The sequence below is a fragment of the Sphingobacterium sp. SYP-B4668 genome (assembly GCF_027627455.1).
GTDB lineage: Bacteria > Bacteroidota > Bacteroidia > Sphingobacteriales > Sphingobacteriaceae > Sphingobacterium.
Genome location: NZ_CP115483.1, coordinates 4,357,946 through 4,376,722 on the forward strand (window position 1 = coordinate 4,357,946; position 18,777 = coordinate 4,376,722).

Annotated in this window: 15 protein-coding genes; 9 read left to right on the top strand and 6 right to left on the bottom strand. The window is 39.6% G+C overall.

The genetic code is table 11. The features are described from left to right. Positions 1 to 86 precede the first annotated feature (86 nt). The 4 genes from OQ289_RS17755 to OQ289_RS17770 form a co-directional block, all read right to left on the bottom strand. Positions 87 to 308, bottom strand: coding sequence for a twin-arginine translocase TatA/TatE family subunit (locus tag OQ289_RS17755; protein ID WP_270088168.1), 222 nt, complete (start codon positions 306 to 308; stop codon positions 87 to 89). Positions 309 to 402: 94 nt separating this feature from the next. Continuing rightward, positions 403 to 1,683 (bottom strand): murein hydrolase activator EnvC family protein, encoded by a 1,281-nt coding sequence (locus tag OQ289_RS17760; RefSeq protein ID WP_033564158.1) that lies wholly within the window; start codon positions 1,681 to 1,683, stop codon positions 403 to 405. Positions 1,684 to 1,784: 101 nt separating this feature from the next. Continuing rightward, positions 1,785 to 2,570, bottom strand: coding sequence for a DUF4292 domain-containing protein (locus OQ289_RS17765; RefSeq protein WP_270088169.1), 786 nt, complete (start codon positions 2,568 to 2,570; stop codon positions 1,785 to 1,787). Further along, on the bottom strand, positions 2,560 to 4,284 hold the full coding sequence (locus OQ289_RS17770; protein ID WP_270088170.1) for a tetratricopeptide repeat protein: 1,725 nt from the start codon (positions 4,282 to 4,284) through the stop codon (positions 2,560 to 2,562). The genes OQ289_RS17765 and OQ289_RS17770 overlap by 11 nt, the downstream gene beginning before the upstream one ends. Before the next feature lie 229 nt (positions 4,285 to 4,513). Between OQ289_RS17770 and rplM the strand changes: the two genes are divergently transcribed. The 7 genes from rplM to OQ289_RS17805 all read left to right on the top strand — a co-directional run bounded on the left by rplM (position 4,514) and on the right by OQ289_RS17805 (position 11,095). Then, entirely contained in the window at positions 4,514 to 4,957 is a 444-nt protein-coding gene (gene rplM / locus OQ289_RS17775) for a 50S ribosomal protein L13 (RefSeq protein ID WP_033564156.1), read from the top strand. 11 nt (positions 4,958 to 4,968) lie between these two features. Continuing rightward, a complete protein-coding gene (gene rpsI, locus OQ289_RS17780; RefSeq protein ID WP_033564155.1) occupies positions 4,969 to 5,355 on the top strand; it encodes a 30S ribosomal protein S9 in 387 nt (128 codons plus the stop codon). An 18-nt stretch (positions 5,356 to 5,373) separates the two neighbouring features. Then, positions 5,374 to 6,186 carry a 30S ribosomal protein S2 gene (rpsB, locus tag OQ289_RS17785; RefSeq protein ID WP_033564154.1) on the top strand — a complete coding sequence of 271 codons (813 nt, stop codon included), beginning with the start codon at positions 5,374 to 5,376 and terminating at the stop codon, positions 6,184 to 6,186. Positions 6,187 to 6,373: 187 nt separating this feature from the next. Beyond that, a complete protein-coding gene (tsf, locus tag OQ289_RS17790) occupies positions 6,374 to 7,210 on the top strand; it encodes a translation elongation factor Ts (RefSeq protein WP_270088171.1) in 837 nt (278 codons plus the stop codon). A gap of 203 nt (positions 7,211 to 7,413) precedes the next feature. Then, a complete protein-coding gene (locus OQ289_RS17795) occupies positions 7,414 to 8,796 on the top strand; it encodes a TolC family protein (RefSeq protein ID WP_270088172.1) in 1,383 nt (460 codons plus the stop codon). Between the two features lie 131 nt (positions 8,797 to 8,927). Next, a complete protein-coding gene (locus OQ289_RS17800; RefSeq protein ID WP_270088173.1) occupies positions 8,928 to 9,911 on the top strand; it encodes an HlyD family secretion protein in 984 nt (327 codons plus the stop codon). A 17-nt stretch (positions 9,912 to 9,928) separates the two neighbouring features. After that, complete coding sequence (locus OQ289_RS17805) at positions 9,929 to 11,095, top strand: ABC transporter permease (RefSeq protein WP_270088174.1); 1,167 nt, start codon at positions 9,929 to 9,931, stop codon at positions 11,093 to 11,095. A 57-nt stretch (positions 11,096 to 11,152) separates the two neighbouring features. Here OQ289_RS17805 and pckA read toward each other — a convergent pair whose 3' ends face one another. Then, on the bottom strand, positions 11,153 to 12,769 hold the full coding sequence (gene pckA, locus OQ289_RS17810; protein WP_270088175.1) for a phosphoenolpyruvate carboxykinase (ATP): 1,617 nt from the start codon (positions 12,767 to 12,769) through the stop codon (positions 11,153 to 11,155). 411 nt (positions 12,770 to 13,180) lie between these two features. Next, entirely contained in the window at positions 13,181 to 14,083 is a 903-nt protein-coding gene (locus OQ289_RS17815; RefSeq protein ID WP_270088176.1) for an OmpA family protein, read from the bottom strand. 538 nt (positions 14,084 to 14,621) lie between these two features. On the opposite strand from OQ289_RS17815, the gene OQ289_RS17820 reads away from it, so the two are divergent. Both OQ289_RS17820 and OQ289_RS17825 read left to right on the top strand, forming a co-directional pair. Then, positions 14,622 to 15,686 carry an efflux RND transporter periplasmic adaptor subunit gene (locus OQ289_RS17820; protein WP_270088177.1) on the top strand — a complete coding sequence of 355 codons (1,065 nt, stop codon included), beginning with the start codon at positions 14,622 to 14,624 and terminating at the stop codon, positions 15,684 to 15,686. Positions 15,687 to 15,691: 5 nt separating this feature from the next. Further along, entirely contained in the window at positions 15,692 to 18,769 is a 3,078-nt protein-coding gene (locus tag OQ289_RS17825; RefSeq protein WP_270088178.1) for an efflux RND transporter permease subunit, read from the top strand. Positions 18,770 to 18,777 lie beyond the last annotated feature (8 nt).

Sequence of the window (18,777 nt, forward strand, 5' to 3'; positions counted from 1 at the left end):
AATCAACTAGCCTAATTTTTGAAAAAGGTTGAAAAACAAGGTAATGATATAATAGGTATATCATTACCCTCTTGTAACGAATAGTACTACCCGTTATTTACAGTGTCTTTGTTATTAGTGGTAGTCGAAGAGTCTTTTGTTTCAGAATTATCTTCACGTTGACCGTCTTTAAACTCCTTTACGCCTTTTCCAAGGCCTCTCATTAATTCAGGAATTTTCTTACCTCCAAACAACAATAGCACTATCACTACGATAATGATAAGCTCCTGCCCACCTAATCCCATTATTAAAAACGTTGATGTTAACATAATTTATTTTTATTTATATTATTTCAAATACCTTCTTTGCTGCTCCCAATAAAGGGATAACTATCAAAGGTAAACAATTATTTTTTATTACAATCTATCTCGCCAACCAAGACTCTGGATTTAACTCGTTCATCCCTTGAAAGATAGAGAATTTAACAATGGAAATTCCTTCTTCTTCGTCTTCACCCGCCGTTCCAATTGTTTGTCCCGCACTCACTTTTTGTCCGTTTGAAACAGAAAGACCTTTCAAATCGCTGTATACGGAGAAGTACTCCCCGTGATTGATAATTACACTGCCTACCCCACCAAAATTAAATGCTTTCGACACTGTTCCCGAGAATACTGCTTTGACAGGGGCATTGGCGTTGGTACGAATCACGATATCGGGATTATATACGGTCACATTTCGGCCATATGACCCCATACCAAACTTGCGAATAATATTCCCTTGTCCTACTGGCCAAGGCAGTCTACCTCGATTGGATTTAAAGTCAGCAGACAATTTCATCGCTTCAGGAGTAGATTTCAACACTTCTCCATCGGTTTTTCTCTTCGTTTCTTTTTCAACTTCGGCCACAGGCTTACCCGTCTTGCGTGCTTCAGCCTCGGCGAGCCTCTTACGTTCGGCCTCTGCTCTTCGACGCTCTTCGGCAATTTCTCTTGCGATTGCCGCTTTGATCTGCGCGGCTAGCTTGCGCTCTTGTTGTTGTTTTTTACCCAATTGGGATTTAACGTCACGCTCTTGTGATGCCAATTCATTCAATACCTTTGAATGCTCGGCCCTATCCTTAGCGATGACATTACGTTCATTTTGTTGATCTTTCAGAAGTGCATTTTTCTTACTTTTATCAACTTCCAATTGTGCAATTTTTTGCTTTATCTTGTCTTGCGTAGCTTCGATTTCGTCCGCTTTTATCTTTCTCGAATCATTGAATTGCTGAAGGTATTTAACACGTCTATAGGCCTGATTGAAATCTTTAGATGCAAAAACAAACATCATTTTACTATAGGCATTCTTATTACGAAAGGCAAATAAAATCATTTTCTCATAATCCTTGCGCAATTTTTCTAACTGGGCTTTGAGTACGTCAATAGCGTTGTTGTTAGATGCTATTTGATTATTAATCAATCGAACTTCTGAATTAATCGTCGAAATCTTCTCTTCCCTTAGATTCAATTGCTTGCTTAGCGCATTCACCTCTTGCTGAGATAACTTTCGCTCCTTGGAAGTGCTTTGTAACACCTTTTGTAGCTCTGCAATCTCTTTTGTTAATTGCTCCCGTTGTTTCTGCAATAATGCACTACTCTGTGCCTTACTAACAGTAACAATCAGAAACAGTGCTAATATGCTTAATAATACTTTTTTAAAACCCATGAACTGATTTTATTTCACTTTTGCCTTCTGAGTAGATCACAAAGCTAACCATGTATAGATTGCGAAAATAATAAAACTCAGGCATTAAATATTAATATTCACTAATTTATTACCTTATATCTTGTCGGGACATTAAACGGTATCTCTAATGGCTCGTTAAATGCGACTTTGTTATAAACCAAATCTGCATCGACTTTAGTATCCTCTCCGATTAGATTAAGTCTTAGTCGCTGTGGAAAGTTGTATCCACTAACCAAAACATGTTGTCCATAAAAGGCTTCCAGTTTCTGACTTCTTCCATCTTCCGCCAATCGGAAAGTAGTAGGTCTATTATTGGCATTGATAATGTAGTGAAATCGCATCCCATCTTTTATACCGACCATCTGTGTATCGTCAGCGCTACTCGCCATCTGCAAATTATTTGTATTCAAAAGTGAGGTCGATACGTTACCCAATAAAATATCCTGTAGACTGCCAAATGTAACGGATGGATTCGTGTAATGATAGATATAACTAAAAGGTTTGGCAATATATTCGCCTTGTAATTTATTCAGAATCTTCACACTATCCGGCGTAATCAAAACACGAGCTACTTCAATGCCTAATATAGCGGTCACCGAGATCCAAATCGCTTTATCCCGCTCAATCCGAATATTGGCGGTCACCTCCTGTGATTTGTCACCTAGCACCAATGTGCTCTTTGCTTTCCCAGAAAAAGTATGAAAATCCAGATTACTTAATTCAAATGTTTTAATCGCGTTTGAAGTAGTAGTAATGGGAGTAGTCCCTACCACATTGGCTTGATCTTTCACAGCAAGCTTCTTTTTACTACCACAAGAAGATAGCGCAAGAAGCAACAAAATCCCTATTCCACACTTATTCCACATATTTTTTGTTCTTTATCTTTAAGCTCAACTTTTCTTTATTAACATCTTCAGCGTCTATTAACAAAGACGCCTTCTCCCATTGCTTTATAGCTTCCCTTTGTTTACCAACATGGTACAAAATATCGCCATAGTGATCCAACAAAGTTGCTGATATTTGTGTACCGGAATTTTTTATTGATTTCTCGATCCAAACCAGTGCATCTTCATATTTTTCCTGTTGAAAGAGTACCCATGCATAAGTATCTTGGAAAGTTGCCGAATTGGGATCCAATTCATTAGAGCGTTTAGAATATTCCGCAGCTTTCTCCAAATCCTTTTTTCTTAACGACAAATAGTATGCTAAATTGTTCATTGCCGTTACATTTGTGCTATCTAGCTTTATAGCTTCTTCATACGCAACGTCTGACGCTGACTCCATTTTTAATTGATGGTACAGATCGCCCAGTGCGGCATAAATATTCGACTGAACAAACGGATTTTCATTCTCACTGCTATTAAGTGCCATCTCGAGCATCTGTCTAGCTTTTTCTTTATCATCGTTCATCAGATAAGCTAATCCCGTAAAATATAGCAATGTGGAATTATTGGGATTAGATCTCAATCCTTCCAATCCATGTACAATGGCGACGTCTACCTCCTGCAATGCCATATCAGCATTGATAAGCATACGCCAGGCATCGATATTGGCGGGGTTGATTCCTACTGCTACTGAAAATAATGAACGAGCGGCATGTGGATCTTTACGCCTCCACATCACATCACCTTTGGCCATGTGACTTTCGGCCATGCGCGGATGTTTCAAGACTAGCACATTGGTCAAATCTTGCAGTTGGTCTAACGTGAATCCGTTTTCACGCAAAAGAAGTGCATGCACCACCCTATTCTTTTCTTGAAAATCCAATTTATCAGACTCAAAAGCTTTCTTAAGGTAGTTAAAAGCTAGTTTTTGATTTTTGGAGGCGGTGTAGGCATCCGCCATATCTAGATACAAGAGATCGTCTTTGGTGACTTCAACACCTTTTTCCAAAGTCGAAACAGCTTTTTTCGGTTCCTTGCCCTGTATATATATATACGAGAGACTGCTATACACTTGACGAAGTGGGCTACTTTTCTCTTCCCAATTCTTCAACAACACCTTCGCTTCTTCCGTGCGATCTTCATTCATTAATATCTCGGCTTTCAACATATCCAATGTGTCCGACACGCCAAACTTATTTTTAGTGACCTCGTAATACTCCAGGGCTTCATCAGGCTTTTTACTCACCTGCAATAACATGATTTTTTCACGGTAGGGCTGCGGGATGTCTGGATTATGTACAATCACTTCGTCCAATAAGCTCAACGCAGCTGGTAAATCTTGTTTAGACTTATATAGATCTACCAAGAAATTATAATATCTTAAGTCCTTTTTAATAGAGAGTGCCTTTTGCACATTTGCGACAGCCTCTTCATAATTCCGAAATTGTCCATATAGCAAGCCTTTAGCGTAGTAAATTTCATCCGCGTTGGGATATTTGGCCGTTACTTCGTCCATAATCTGGAAAGCCTCCTGAAACTCGCCATTTCTCAATTTTACTTCGATCAGTGTCAGCTGTTCTTGGTAAGGCTTCTTTTCGACTTGCTGAGCATGGCTTAATGAATATAGCCCAAGCTGCATACCTATCGCCACTACTATCACTACAAAACGAAAAGGGCTTTTTTCATGTATCATCATGTATCTCATATTTGAATTATGTACTAATGTAATCAATCGTGCATAAAAAGATGACAAAACAACGCAAAAGTTTAATGCAATGACTGTTAATAAATGTAAAAGTTTCATAGGCTATCAAATAAAGAAAAAACCATTTCGGCTTTTAAATCTTTTAACGTACCTTTGCAGTCCTTTGTAATAAAGGAAAAAGAAGAAAATAACATTTATTTAATTAATTAATCAAAAGCAAGTGAATACGTTAAGTTACAAAACTGTCTCTGCCAACAAGAACACTATCAACAAAGAGTGGATTGTTGTTGATGCTGAAGGCGAGATTTTGGGGCGCTTGGCAAGCGAAATTGCGAAAGTAATTCGTGGAAAACACAAGCCAACATTTACCCCTCACGTAGACTGTGGAGATAACGTCATTGTTATCAATGCAGACAAAATTAGATTGACCGGTAATAAATTAGGTGACAAAGTTTACGTTCGTTACACTGGATACCCAGGTGGTCAACGTTTCATTACTCCTAAAGAATTATTGGCAAAACACCCTGAGCGCATCATTGAGAAGGCAGTTCGTGGTATGCTTCCTAAAAACCGTTTAGGTCGTCAATTGTTTAAGAACCTTCATGTGTATGCTGGAACAGCACACAAACATGAGGCTCAGAATCCAACACCAGTTAAATTTTAAGGAGAATCGACATGTCAACAACTAACACTTCAGGAAGAAGAAAAACTGCTGTTGCCCGCATTTACTTAACTGCTGGTAGCGGAAACATTACCGTTAATGGTAAAGACTACAAAGAATATTTCCCAACATTGCCTTTGCAATACATTGTTACTCAGTCTACTGAAGTAGCAGGTGCTGCAGGAAATTATGATGTGAATGTTAACGTGAATGGTGGTGGTGTAAAAGGTCAAGCAGAGGCTGTACGCCTTGCAATCGCTAAAGCTCTTATTGAGCTAGACGCTACCGTAAAACCTGCATTACGTGCTAAAGGTTTAGTAACTCGTGACGACCGTATGGTTGAGCGTAAGAAACCAGGACGCCGTAAAGCACGTAAAAGATTCCAATTCAGTAAACGTTAATCAAAGGAGGATCAAAAAATGGCAAGAACAACTTATCAAGACTTATTGGATGCAGGTGTGCACTTTGGTCACCTTACACGTAAATGGGATCCGAAAATGGCGAAGTACATTTTCATGGAACGTAACGGTATCCACATCATTGACTTGAACAAAACCCTTACGAAATTAGAAGAAGCTGCTTCAGCTATCAAACAAATCGTAAAATCAGGTCGTAAAGTTTTATTCGTAGCAACGAAAAAACAAGCAAAAGAAATTATCGCTCAACAGGCAAAAGAAGTAAACATGCCTTTCGTAACTGAAAGATGGTTAGGTGGTATGTTGACAAACTTTGCAACTGTACGCAAGTCTATCAAAAAGATGTCGAATATCGACAAAATGCAAAAAGATGGTACTTACGACGTGTTGTCGAAGAAAGAGAAATTAATGATTCAACGTGAGCGTATCAAATTGGAAAGCCTTTTAGGGGGTATCGCTGATTTGAATCGTTTACCGGCTGCTTTATTCATCATCGATGTAAAAAAAGAGCACATTGCTGTTTCTGAAGCAATCAAATTGAACATCCCTACTTTTGCAATGGTAGATACAAACTCTGACCCTACTAACATTGACTTCCCGATTCCTGCAAATGATGATGCTACTAAATCTATTAGCCTTGTCGCTGGAATCATCGCGAAAGCAATCCAAGAGGGATTGGACGAACGTAAACGCGATAAAGAGGAAGAAGCTGAAAAAGAAGCTGCAGCTGCAAAAGCTCAAGTGGACAACGGTGGTGAAGCTGAAGAAGCTAACGCTGGTGCTAAACGCCCTCGCAAAGCGAAAGACGGAGAATAATATTTTCTATATTAAACCGGATAGACCTGTGTTAGCTTTTGGAAATTTCGATGTCCATAGCCCGCACATATCTGTCCGGTTTTTTTGTTAAATCTCCATTATCAGATTTAACAATTCACAATTGCTTAACACAAAAAAAGCGATTGTAAACATATCAAACTGTAATTTTATAAAAACAAAAAATAACATGTCAGTACAAATTTCTGCATCAGATGTAAATAAACTGCGTCAACAAACAGGCGCTGGTATGATGGACTGTAAAAAAGCATTAGTAGAAGCAAACGGTGATTTTGAAGCCGCTATCGACTATTTACGCAAAAAAGGAGCTAAAGTAGCTGCAAGCCGTCAGGATCGTGAATCTAACGAAGGTGTCATCATTGCGAAAGCAACTGAAGATAAAAAATCAGGTATCGTTGTTGAAGTGAACTGTGAAACTGATTTCGTAGCTAAAAATGCTGATTTCGTAGCTTTTGCTGAAGCTATTGCTGACATCGCATTGGCTAATCAACCTGCTACATTAGATGATCTTAAAGCGCTAGAAATCGATGGCCGTAAAATCGCTGATTTGTTGATTGACCAAACAGGTAAGATCGGTGAGAAAATCGAAGTTTCTAAATATGAAGTTGTAAAAGCTGAAGAGGTTGTTGCTTATATTCACGGTAACTATCGTTTAGGTGTATTAGTAGGTCTTTCAGCTAGCGGTGCGGGTGTACAAGAAGCAGGTAAAGATGTAGCTATGCAGATCGCGGCTATGAACCCAATTGCTATCGACAAAGATGGTGTTGATCAAAATACTATCGAACGTGAAATAGCTATCGCAAAAGAGCAAATCATTGCTGAAGGAAAACCTGCTGAAATGGCGGAGAAAATTGCACAAGGTAAATTGAATAAATTCTTTAAAGACACTACTTTATTGAACCAAGAATTTGTGAAAGATTCTTCTAAAAGCATTTCTCAGTTCTTAGATTCAGTATCAAAAGGATTGACAGTTACAGCTTTTAAACGCGTTCAATTGGGCGCATAAGCTCAGCTGGTAAGCTAAAATAAAAAGCAAGCCTATCCCCTACTCGTGGATAGGCTTGCTTTTTATTCCTAAAATTAGTTGCATAAGCAATTTTAATTTTGATAAATAATACTTACTTTGATACTGGAATAACACCTAATTAACTTAAAAACAGAACAAACCTTTTATGTGTTCGATTGTACTTTAGTAGAGCAATTTTAACTATGATAAGAAAAATCACCACCGCGTTCTTCATCCTTTCTTGCACTCCTATTGTTTACGCCCAACGTGTGGTCAGTGAACAACTAAAAGTTCCTATCCAACAGGCTATCTCATCCAATCGTGGACTACAGGGGCAATACATGGAAACAGAAAAAGTGAGAATAGAAGCTAATATGGTTAAAAATAAACTTCTACCCTCTGTATCTGCAGCAGGATTTTACTCCTATTTCAATACTGGTGGCAAATTGGATATCCCCACTGCCAATATTCCAAACACATCGATCAATCTATTTGAGGGAGCTCAGGATTTTAGATTGCAGGGACAGGTAGGCCTTCTTGGCGTAACTGCCACACAGGTAATATTCAGTGGCCTACAAATCACCAATGGTCAAAAGGCCCTGCAGGAAAAAGCAAAAGCGCAGCAATACCTGGCTGATGCAAGTAAAGAAACTATTGCTAAGGATATCATCAATACCTTTGACCAACTCATGCTGTTAAAGGAAGTCCAAAAACTGATTGACGATTCTGAAAAGCGACTTGAGAAAGAACATCTTAAAGTCAGCAAAGCAATCGAAAATGGGTTGGCGATTCCATATGACCGAGAGAAGATTAAACTGGCAATGCTTGAACTAGAAGCTAAAAAAGTAGAGTTAAATGGTTCGCGAGAGCTCATTTATCAAAAACTGGAACAGGATACACATCTTTCTTTGAGTGAACTCAAAAAAATAGACTATGAACTATTGGAAATCCTACTGAGTGACTATCCGGAGAGCATTGAAAATAGAAATGAACTTAAAGCGCTGGATGCGTCTCAAAAAGCATATGAATATGTTTATAAGAAAGAGAAGGGATCAGGGCTGCCTCAAGTATTTGCATTTGGCTCAGCCTCCTATAGCAATGTATTCAATTCTAAATTAACCTTACAAGATCTTTCTTTGTTGGGAGATGTACGTTTAAGATCGGACCAATTGCAGCTATTTCCAACATTCTTGGTGGGTGTAGGTGCTAAGTGGGAAATATTTAGAGGAGGTGAACACAAAAACAAATTGAGACAAGCGAAGCTAGATATTGACATCAATCAAAACAAAAAGGATGATGTGCGCGAAAAGCTCACTTTATTACTCAAGAAAAATAGGGTCGAGTACAACACTTCCAATCAAAAATTAAAGGTAAATGACCAACAAGTACAAGTTGCAAAAAATAATTTCAATCTATCTTTAAAACAATATCACGAAGGCCTTATTGATGTAACTGAGCTTCTTGCCACCGAAAATGACTATTACAAATCTACCTTAGGGTATTTTTCACAATTGCTACAACAACGTAAATCCGCACTGGAGGTATTACACACTTCTGGTGATTTGCTAGACAACATATTAAAGTAGGATGAAACCGAAATGTAGATAATTCAGAGACGGACAATCAAATACTATTTGCAACGATGATAATCAACAAAGTAAGCCGAGGGCAAGTTACTTATACAAGTCAATTCTACACTCATAAATAATATAAATAGATGAAAAGATATACATTTTTTTTACTTGTTTTTCTACTGACTATTGCAGCGTGTAAAAATGAAAAGAAAAATACCGATCATGTCCTTGAGGGTAAGGTAGAGCGTGACCAATTAAGTGTAGTCACTAAGATACCTGGAAAAATCGAAAAGATACTCGTGATAGAGGGTCAACATGTACAGAAAGGAGACACGCTAGTCATTCTTCAAATACCCGAAGTTACGGCAAAAGAAGAACAAGCAAAGGGAGCACTGGATGCTGCTCAAGCGCAATACAACATGGCCAAGAAAGGTGCGACAGATGGACAGATCAAACAATTGAACGCCAAGGTCTCTGGACTTAAAGAACAACTGGATTTTGCGGAAAAATCACTAAAACGACTCTCAAACCTATTACAGGATAGTCTTGTACCACAACAAAAATATGACGAGGTATATGCCAAATACCAGGGTGCTAAAAACCAATACATCGCAGCTGTCGCTGAATTGAACGACGTGCAACATGGAGCACGTGTGGAACAACAACAAATGGCATTGGGTCAAAAAGAAAGGGCATTGGGTGCGGTCAATGAAGTGAGTATAGCGGCCCAAGAGCGTTTCCTCATCGCACCGCAAGATATGACAATTGAAAGTATCAATCTTAAGGTTGGGGAACTGGCTCTTGCTGGATATGCCATTGTTGCTGGATACTTGGATGAGACGACTTATTTCAGATTTACACTGCCTGAACGTAAGATGGCTAATATCAAACCCAATATGCAAGTAGCTATTAGCATCCCTTACAAAGACAACCAAACTATCAAAGCCCAAGTCGCTACAATAAAGGCTTTAAGCTCTTATGCCAATATTGCAACAGCTTACCCTGATTTTGATCAACAGGAGTCACTCTTTGAAATAAAAATTGTCCCCTTAGATCGATTAGCGGCCAAAGACATCTTAACCAAGAGCAATGCTAAATGGGATTTAAATACTATACACGCGCAATAGAAAAGGAGATTTATTAAATGAAACTACTTTGGGAATTGATTATACGTGAATTCAAACTCTTTAACAACAATAAGGTACTGCGTATTCTATTTATCGGTGCACCTATTCTTTACGGGGTTTTAATCGGCAATGTGTACAAAAAAGGGAAAGTGACCGATTTACCCATTATTGTGGTGGATGAGGATCGCTCTCCCATGAGCGCAAAGTTGATCGATATGTTTAATGAAAGCGAAGTGATATATGTATCTGATATCCTCCATGATAATTTTAACTCACGCCAACTGGCACTGGAGAAAGAGGCTACCGTTGTGGTCAATATACCCCGAGGCTTTATGTCGAATATCAATCAGAATCGACAGACCGAAGTAGCTGTATTTGTAGATGCTTCGAATACCTTGACCTCCAACTACGCTATGCTTGCCGTAAATGTCTGTGCCGCCACCATGAAGGCCGGAATTCAGATTGAAGCACAAAAGAAAAAAGGAGTGCCTGGCTACATTGCTTCCCAGCAATATGAACCCTTTAAAACCACCATTATCAAGCAAAATATCAGAAGTGGGAATTATCTGTATTTTATGCTTCCTGGCGTCCTGATGACTGTATTTCAGCAGATTCTTTTGCTGGGGCTCGCCCTATCTTTCGCATCTGAATTTGAGAGTAATACATTTAAGCAATTGCTTACAAAAAGCTCAAACCCTTTCACCTTAATATTTGTCAAGGTCTTCCCATACCTTTTGATGTCCATAGGTGTGATGGCCTTATACTACGGATTTGCCCTATTCTACAACATTCCTATTGATGTAGAGGTATGGCCTTTTATTTTATCTACTACTTTATTCATTCTTGCGGCTAGCTTTATAGGTATTTTGGTGAGTATTGCCGTACCCAATCAGCTGAAAGCAACAGAGATATTAATGGTCATTGCTACACCTAGTTTTATCCTCAGCGGTTTCACTTGGCCCCTTAGCCAAATGCCTCAGTGGGTACAGACTATTGCCGATGCCATTCCCCTGACCCATTATCTCAAGATTTTTAGACTCCTATTTATAGAGCATGCCCCCGCTCATCTGATTAGACAACCTATGGTTGCGTTGGCAATTATTGCGGCAGTTTGTTTCTTATTGTCTCTCCTATTGCTTTACGTCAAAATACGAAAGCACAAGAAGCTCATCTCAAACGAATAAAAGAAGGCCCAATTGATACACAAATGGGCCTATTTCACAATTTGAGGTTTTAACGATTTATACTTCTACATTTACTTTCTGAGGCTGAGGTCCTCCTGCCAATATTTCCTCATTCAAATCGTATTTATGCATATTGGAGATGAACAATGCTGCGAGCTTGTTTGCCTGTATGTCATAGGCATCGTCATTTTTCCATAGCTTTTTAGCATCCAAGATATCATCAGGTATACCCTCGCAGGAAGTTGGGAATCTCAATCCGAAGATATGATGTTTTCTAAAGTCCATATCTTGGAGCATCCCGCACATGGCCGCCCTAATCAAACTACGGGTATAGCTCAGCTTAATCCTATGCCCTACTCCATACGGACCTTTAATCCATCCCGTATTGACTAGCCACACACATATAGAAGGGTCCATGATAAGCTTTGATTTTAATATTTCGGCATATCGCTCTGGATGTAATGGTAGAAATGCTTGACCAAAACATGCGGAGAAAGTTGCCATAGGCTCCACCACTCCCACCTCCGTACCCGCTACTTTAGCGGTATACCCAGATATAAAATGATACATCGCCTGCTCCGTGTTCAACAACGAAATAGGGGGTAATACGCCAAAGGCATCGGCTGTCAGGAAAAATATATGTTTGGGTACGCCCCCAATACCTGATAAGTCGGCCCCTTCCATGAATTCAATAGGATAGGACACTCTTGTATTTTCAGTAATGGACACATTCTCATAATCTGGGATTCGACTATTATCCCGATAAACTACGTTTTCCAAAAGTGCTCCGAATTGGACCGCATTGAAAATCTCGGGTTCCTTCTCCGCTGTCAAACCTATACATTTGGCATAGCAGCCTCCTTCGAAGTTAAACACCCCATCGGCTGACCACCCGTGCTCATCATCTCCGATCAACAATCGGCTTCGATCTGCAGACAAGGTGGTCTTTCCTGTACCGGACAGCCCGAAATACAGAGCCGTTTCACCGTCTTTGCTTTTGTTTGCTGAGCAATGCATCGAAAGCACATCATGCTCCTTCGGGAGTATAAAATTCAATATGGAGAATACGCTTTTTTTGATTTCGCCTGTATAACCTGTACCTGCAATCAAAACGATTTTCTCCGTAAAATTGAGAATTACAAAATTGCGATTCTTGACTTCTAAACCGTCTATCGTATCCAACATTAAGGAAGGCGCTACCATGATTGTCCATTCAGGTATCTCGCCGTTTAGAATTTGCGTAGGTCTTATGAATAAATTATTGGCAAATACGTTTTGATAGGCCGTTTCCGTAATTACGCGCAAAGAGATACCATAGCGAGGGTCGGCGCCAGCTTTTGCATCTCTAACATATAGTCTTTTGGATACACTAAGGTGCTGTGTGATTTTGGATTTTAAAATATCGAAGGCCTCTTGCGAAATTGGTTGATTGATATCACCCCACCACACCTCATTTTCGGTAATTCGGTCATTTACGATATAACGATCCTTTGGTGCTCGTCCAGTAAATTTTCCAGTTTTTGCATTTAGCGCACCCGAGTTGGAAAGTGTCCCTTCTCCATTATAAATTGCATGTTCAACTAACGTTGGTACGTCGAGTTGATAGTTTACCTCTTGATCATTTAAGATGTTCAGATAACCCAAATCAAGTTTGACTAATTTTTCCGTAGCCATATGTTTTAAATTTTAAAGCCCAAAATTAGACCTTTATATAGCTAAAAAACAAGCTATTGTATTTATAACACACTTATAAAGTACTGAATATCAATTAGAAAAAATTAATTATTTTTTAGCATCCAAAGATAAAAAGATGCTAAAATTAAAAAAATTAGCGTTACAACTAACTTTCTACTCGGAAATCAATATTTCTATTGATGTAAAAATGAAGTCAACTGTGCGGATGAAGCAGTCCAGCAACACCTCTAAATAGTTGCATAGCATTTTAGTATTCTATAAAATAAGTTGGCCCAATTAAATAACCAGCTTTCAAAAATAAAAGAGCTGTCTCAAAAGGCCCTAAACACGTGGTAAGACGGTACCTTTTGAGACAGCTCGTTCTCCTTTTTGATGGACGACTCGCAATTGCTACATCCCGTCAACAGTATTTACAGTATCCGTTTCAGGAGCCTTATCTATCAACTCCATAAATTGATCTAGCTTAGGTGTAATAATGATCTGTGTCCTTCTGTTTCTCATTTTACCATTAGCAGTCGCATTATCAGCGATTGGGTTATACTCTCCGCGTCCACCAGCTGTCAATCGTTTAGGATCAACCCCATAAGTAGATTGCAAAGCTTGTACTACTGAAGATGCACGTAATGCGCTTAAATCCCAATTATTACGAATATTTGGCTTAGAAATAGGATCAGAATCGGTATTACCTTCAATCAGCACTTCATAATCTCTATAATCCTGGATGATTTTCGCGATTTTACTCAGCGTCTCTCCCGCCTTATCTGAAATCTCATAACTTCCAGATTTGTAGAGCATGTTATCAGACAATGAAATATAGACCACTCCTTTTAAGACCTGTACATCTACATCTTTCATTTCTTCCCTGCTCAAAGATCGTGTTAGATTGTTTGTCAAAACCATATTTAAAGAGTCACTCTTATTTTTAGTATTAACCAAATGTTGGATATACTTATTAGACGCGTTGATTTCATCCACCAATTTGGAAATATTCACATTTCCCTGTGAATTTTGATTAATACTATTGTCCAATGACTTCTGCAACGATGCATAGGCCTCTTTCAACTGGGCATTATTCGCTTTTTCATAGGCCAACTGCTCTTCGAGGCTCTTTATACGTGTACGACCTTCGGCGAGTTCCAATTGGCCTTGTTGGTATTTTTGTCCAAGGTCACGGTGCTCGGTCTGCAGCTTGTCATAGTCTAATTGCAATCCTTTGAATTTACCGCTACTCACACAGCCTGTCATTAACAGACCAGAGAATAAGATAGCGACTGGTATTATTGGATGTTTCATGTTATGAATTTGATTTAATGTTCTTCAATATGCAAATATGAACGAAAACGAACAAAATAAATGCCTAAGTTTTGAAGTAAGGTGATTTAGTCTATATTTTAACAATCTTTAGGGTTTACAAAAGTACTGTTCTTCAGAAGTCTCGGCACAAGCACTAAAAATGTTGTAACATACTCCTGACAATAAAGCTTTATTAATTCTTATCAATATATTTGAGTTAGATATGGATATATAAGACTAGGTAGCACCAATAACAAATATCGAGCTCAAACCCCTAATTAATATATCTCCAATGGTCAATCTAACAATATACTCATTCTAATATCAATATGAAACCGAGATGTAAATATTTTTGATACATAGGGCAAATACTATTTACAAACGCAATCATCGACAAATGACTAGCGAAATGTAGCGAGTCTATTTATATCACTAGTTCATATATAAAAATCAATAAGATGAAACTGTCGGGCATACGCTCACCAAATTACAAACGGCTTCTGACAGCTTCATCGCCATTAAAAGACACTGTATTCCAATGAAAAAAAAGTCCGTCATCTACCTCTTGATTATCCTTGGCGTGTTCGCAATCGGCTATGTTCTGTTTTTCAAAAAAGATAAAACTAAAACGGCTTCAGTGCAGGACACTAAAGGTAAATCTTCCATGCTTACCGCAGAAGCTATCGTAGTCACCCCCACAGAATTTGACAATGTACTCTCGTTGTCAGGTACTATAGATGCAGATGAAAAGCTCGAAGTCAGAAGTGAAGTGAGTGGTAGGGTAGACAAAATATACTTCAATGAAGGGCAGCGTATATCTCAAGGACAGGTATTGGTAAAAATAGATGATATCGAGTTACAAGCCCAACTAAAGCAAGCACAGACTAGCAACCAATTGACTTCTGAGAATGAAAGAAGAGCGAAACTCTTGCTAGCGAAAGGCGCAATCAGTCAGGAAGAATATGATATTGCAAGTGCAGCATTTAAGACATCACAAGCTCAAATCCAGTTAATCCAAGCACAAATCTCAAAAACGATTATTCGTGCACCTTTTAGTGGTAGCATAGGTCTACGAAATATATCTCCAGGAACCATTATTTCATCTACAACATTGATTACAAACCTGGTCAAGGACAATCGTGTTAAAGTGACCTTTTCGGTTCCAGAGAAGTATGCCAGTCAACTCAAGACCAATTCACGAGTTGAATTTACAGTTTCCAACAACGCTAGGACCTTCGAGGCAAACATATATGCTATTGAGCCAGAAGTTGCTCTGGCTACCAGAACGATGACCGTACGCGCATACGCACAAAATCCAGAAGGGAAACTCATCGTGGGTTCATATGCAAATGTGTTGCTCCCCCTTAATGACAGTGTCAATGCCATATCTATACCAACAGAGGCCATTGTCCCTGTTCAGGATGGAAAGAATGTATTTGTATTCGCAAATGGAAAAGCCAAACAGGTGGCTGTCGAGACGGGAAACCGTACTGAGAAAGATATTGTGGTGCTGTCTGGATTAAAAAGCGGAGATACCGTGTTGACCACTGGTGTATTATCGCTCAAAGATGGTTCAGAGGTAAAGGTGACACTTAAGAAATAGAAAAGATGAATCTTTCTGCCATATTTATCAAAAGACCCGTACTGACCATTGTCGTTAACTTGACGATTATGCTCTTCGGGTATATAGGTTATAGTTTTTTAGGTGTCCGTGAGTATCCATCCATAGACCCCGCCATTGTCTCTGTACGTACCAATTACGCCGGTGCAAACCCCGACATCATCGAATCCCAGATTACAGAACCCCTCGAGAAGTCCATTAACTCCATTGATGGCATACGTAATATCACCTCCTCAAGCAATCAAGGCTCCAGCAATATTTCGATTGAATTTGAATTGGAAAAAAATCTAGAAGAGGCGGCCAATGATGTGAGAGATAAAGTATCACAAGCTCTCCGTAGTCTTCCTCAGGATATTGATGCTCCCCCGGTTGTTTCTAAGGCCGATGCAGATTCGGAACCTATAATCACCTTGACGATACAAAGTGAATTACGAGACAATTTGGCTTTGAGTGATTTTGCTGAAAATGTCGTTGGCGAGCGGCTACAGACCATTCCCGGTGTCAGTAGTGTACAAATATGGGGACAGCAACGGTATGCTATGCGTCTATGGTTTGACCCCACCAAATTATCCGCTTATGGCATCACCGTCGCCGACGTAAGGAGTGCCCTAACGGCTCAAAATGTAGAGTTACCCTCGGGAAAAATAGTCGGGAAGAATACTGAATTGACCGTCAAGACTGTTGGAAACCTCTCTACAGAGAAAGAGTTTGACAATATTATCATCAAATCGGACAACGAAAGAGTGGTCAAGTTCAGCGATATCGGATACGCCAAGCTTCAGGCCGAAAACCTAGAAACAAAGATGGTGAGTGCTGGCAAACAGTTGGTCGGTGTGGCCATCATTCCGCAACCAGGCACCAATTACATTGATATTGCCAATGATTTTTATAAGCTTCTCGATCAGTTAAAAGAAGATATGCCTGAGGACATCATCCTGAATGTCGCAGCCGATAATACGACCTTTATTAAACGATCTGTCGTTGAGGTCGCGGAGACTCTTTTAATATCAATCATCCTGGTCACGCTTATTATATATTTTTTCTTTCGGGATTGGGGCATAGCGCTACGTCCCTTATTGGATATTCCTGTCTCCTTGATTGCGACTTTCTTCATCATGTACCTTTGTGGATTTTCCATCAATGTATTGACCTTACTCGCAATTGTACTTGCCACTGGGCTGGTAGTAGATGACGGGATTGTGGTCACGGAGAATATCTTTAAAAAAGTGGAAGAAGGTATGTCCCCTATACAGGCGGCACTCAAAGGATCCAAGGAAATATTTTTTGCTGTCATATCCATATCCATTACGCTCGCAGCGGTGTTCTTGCCTGTCATCTTCCTGCAAGGTTTCGTAGGTCGATTATTTCGAGAGTTTGGGGTAGTCATTGCATCTGCCGTATTGGTCTCTGCATTTGTATCCCTAACATTGACCCCTATGTTGAATGCTTATCTCATCAAAGGAACAGGTCATGAAAAGTCAAAATTCTATATTTGGACTGAGCCTTTTTTCGAAAAAATGAATACTGGATACGCCCTAATGTTAGGCAAATTCATGAAAGCAAAATGGATAAGCTTTCCAATCCTAGCTATATGTTTTATCATCATTGGCATTATCTTCAGTTCGATTAAGAAAGAAACAGCCCCTTATGATGACCGCAGCAATGTCAACATGAGTATTACTGGTCCCGAGGGTGCTAGTTTTGAATACATGGACCGTTATATGCGAGAGTTGGATAAACTTGTTTACGATTCGGTCCCTGAAAACAAAATCAGTCTTGTCATGACCTCCCCCAGTTTTGGAAGCGGGTCGGTCAACAATGGACGGGTACGCATGACGTTGGTTGACCCTAGCGAAAGAACACGATCACAGGATCAAATTGCGAATGAACTTACCAAATGGACCAAGCAATATGACGGTATAAAAACAAGTGTGTCCCAACGTCCTACTATCTCTGTCAATAGGCGTGGTGGACTACCGATACAATATATCATCCAAGCTCAAAATTTTGATAAGCTCCGCGAAAAAGTGCCCGCCTTTATGGAGGAAATCAACAATGACCCTACTTTTTCGGTGACGGACATCAACCTCAAATTTAACAAACCTGAGCTACACGTATCCATAGACCGTGCTAAAGCACAGAGTATGGGCATCTCGGTATTGGATATCTCGCAGACGCTTCAAATGTCACTTAGTGGACAGCGATTTGGGTATTTCATGAAGGACGGGAAGCAGTATCAGGTAATTGGTCAGATAGAGGACGATCGCAGAGCTACTCCCTTTGATCTGACCTCTATATTTGTCAAAAATAATCAAGGAAATCTGGTTCAATTGGATAATCTGGTACAACTCCAAGAAGAGAGTAGTCCACCTCAGCTCTATCATAATAATCGGTATATGTCTGCGACAGTATCGGCAGGTCTTGCACCAGGTATGAGTATGAGTGATGGTATTGCAGCCATGGATAGAGCCAAGGATAAAGTTCTAGATGAGACCTTTACGACCGATTTGAGTGGCGAATCACGAGATTTTGTAGAGAGCAGTTCCAATACGATGTTTGCTTTTGGATTGGCACTATTGCTGATTTATCTGATATTGGCCGCTCAGTTCGAGAGTTTCTTAGATCCATTTATCATCATCTTAACAGTACCTATGGCCGTGGCAGGTGCTTTAATCAGCCTATGGCTATTTGGCCAAACTTGGAATATATTCAGCCAGATTGGAACGATCATGCTCATTGGCCTGGTCACTAAAAACGGAATCTTGATCGTGGAGTTTGCCAATCAACTTCGAGAAGAAGGAATGCCAAAATTCGAAGCCATCATGCATTCCGCTGAATCTAGGCTACGTCCTATCCTGATGACCAGTCTCGCCATTGCACTTGGAGCATTACCGATTGCGCTCTCTTTCGGAGCTGCTGCGACAAGCCGAATCGGTATGGGGGTAGTCATCGTGGGTGGCACTATCTTTTCATTGATACTGACGCTATTTGTTATTCCAGCAATCTACCTAATGTGGTCTCGCGCAAAAAAACACAGACCTGAATTTGACAACATTGAAGTATAAAAATAGAC

Bases quoted from the DNA above. Each gene is read 5' to 3' on its own strand.
- OQ289_RS17755 (WP_270088168.1), bottom strand. From the start codon at position 308: ATGTTAACATCAACGTTTTTAATAATGGGATTAGGTGGGCAGGAGCTT.
- OQ289_RS17760 (WP_033564158.1), bottom strand. From the start codon at position 1,683: ATGGGTTTTAAAAAAGTATTATTAAGCATATTAGCACTGTTTCTGATT.
- OQ289_RS17765 (WP_270088169.1), bottom strand. From the start codon at position 2,570: ATGTGGAATAAGTGTGGAATAGGGATTTTGTTGCTTCTTGCGCTATCT.
- OQ289_RS17770 (WP_270088170.1), bottom strand. From the start codon at position 4,284: ATGATGATACATGAAAAAAGCCCTTTTCGTTTTGTAGTGATAGTAGTG.
- rpsI (WP_033564155.1), top strand. From the start codon at position 4,969: ATGTCAACAACTAACACTTCAGGAAGAAGAAAAACTGCTGTTGCCCGC.
- rpsB (WP_033564154.1), top strand. From the start codon at position 5,374: ATGGCAAGAACAACTTATCAAGACTTATTGGATGCAGGTGTGCACTTT.
- tsf (WP_270088171.1), top strand. From the start codon at position 6,374: ATGTCAGTACAAATTTCTGCATCAGATGTAAATAAACTGCGTCAACAA.
- OQ289_RS17795 (WP_270088172.1), top strand. From the start codon at position 7,414: ATGATAAGAAAAATCACCACCGCGTTCTTCATCCTTTCTTGCACTCCT.
- OQ289_RS17800 (WP_270088173.1), top strand. From the start codon at position 8,928: ATGAAAAGATATACATTTTTTTTACTTGTTTTTCTACTGACTATTGCA.
- OQ289_RS17805 (WP_270088174.1), top strand. From the start codon at position 9,929: ATGAAACTACTTTGGGAATTGATTATACGTGAATTCAAACTCTTTAAC.
- pckA (WP_270088175.1), bottom strand. From the start codon at position 12,769: ATGGCTACGGAAAAATTAGTCAAACTTGATTTGGGTTATCTGAACATC.
- OQ289_RS17815 (WP_270088176.1), bottom strand. From the start codon at position 14,083: ATGAAACATCCAATAATACCAGTCGCTATCTTATTCTCTGGTCTGTTA.
- OQ289_RS17820 (WP_270088177.1), top strand. From the start codon at position 14,622: ATGAAAAAAAAGTCCGTCATCTACCTCTTGATTATCCTTGGCGTGTTC.
- OQ289_RS17825 (WP_270088178.1), top strand. From the start codon at position 15,692: ATGAATCTTTCTGCCATATTTATCAAAAGACCCGTACTGACCATTGTC.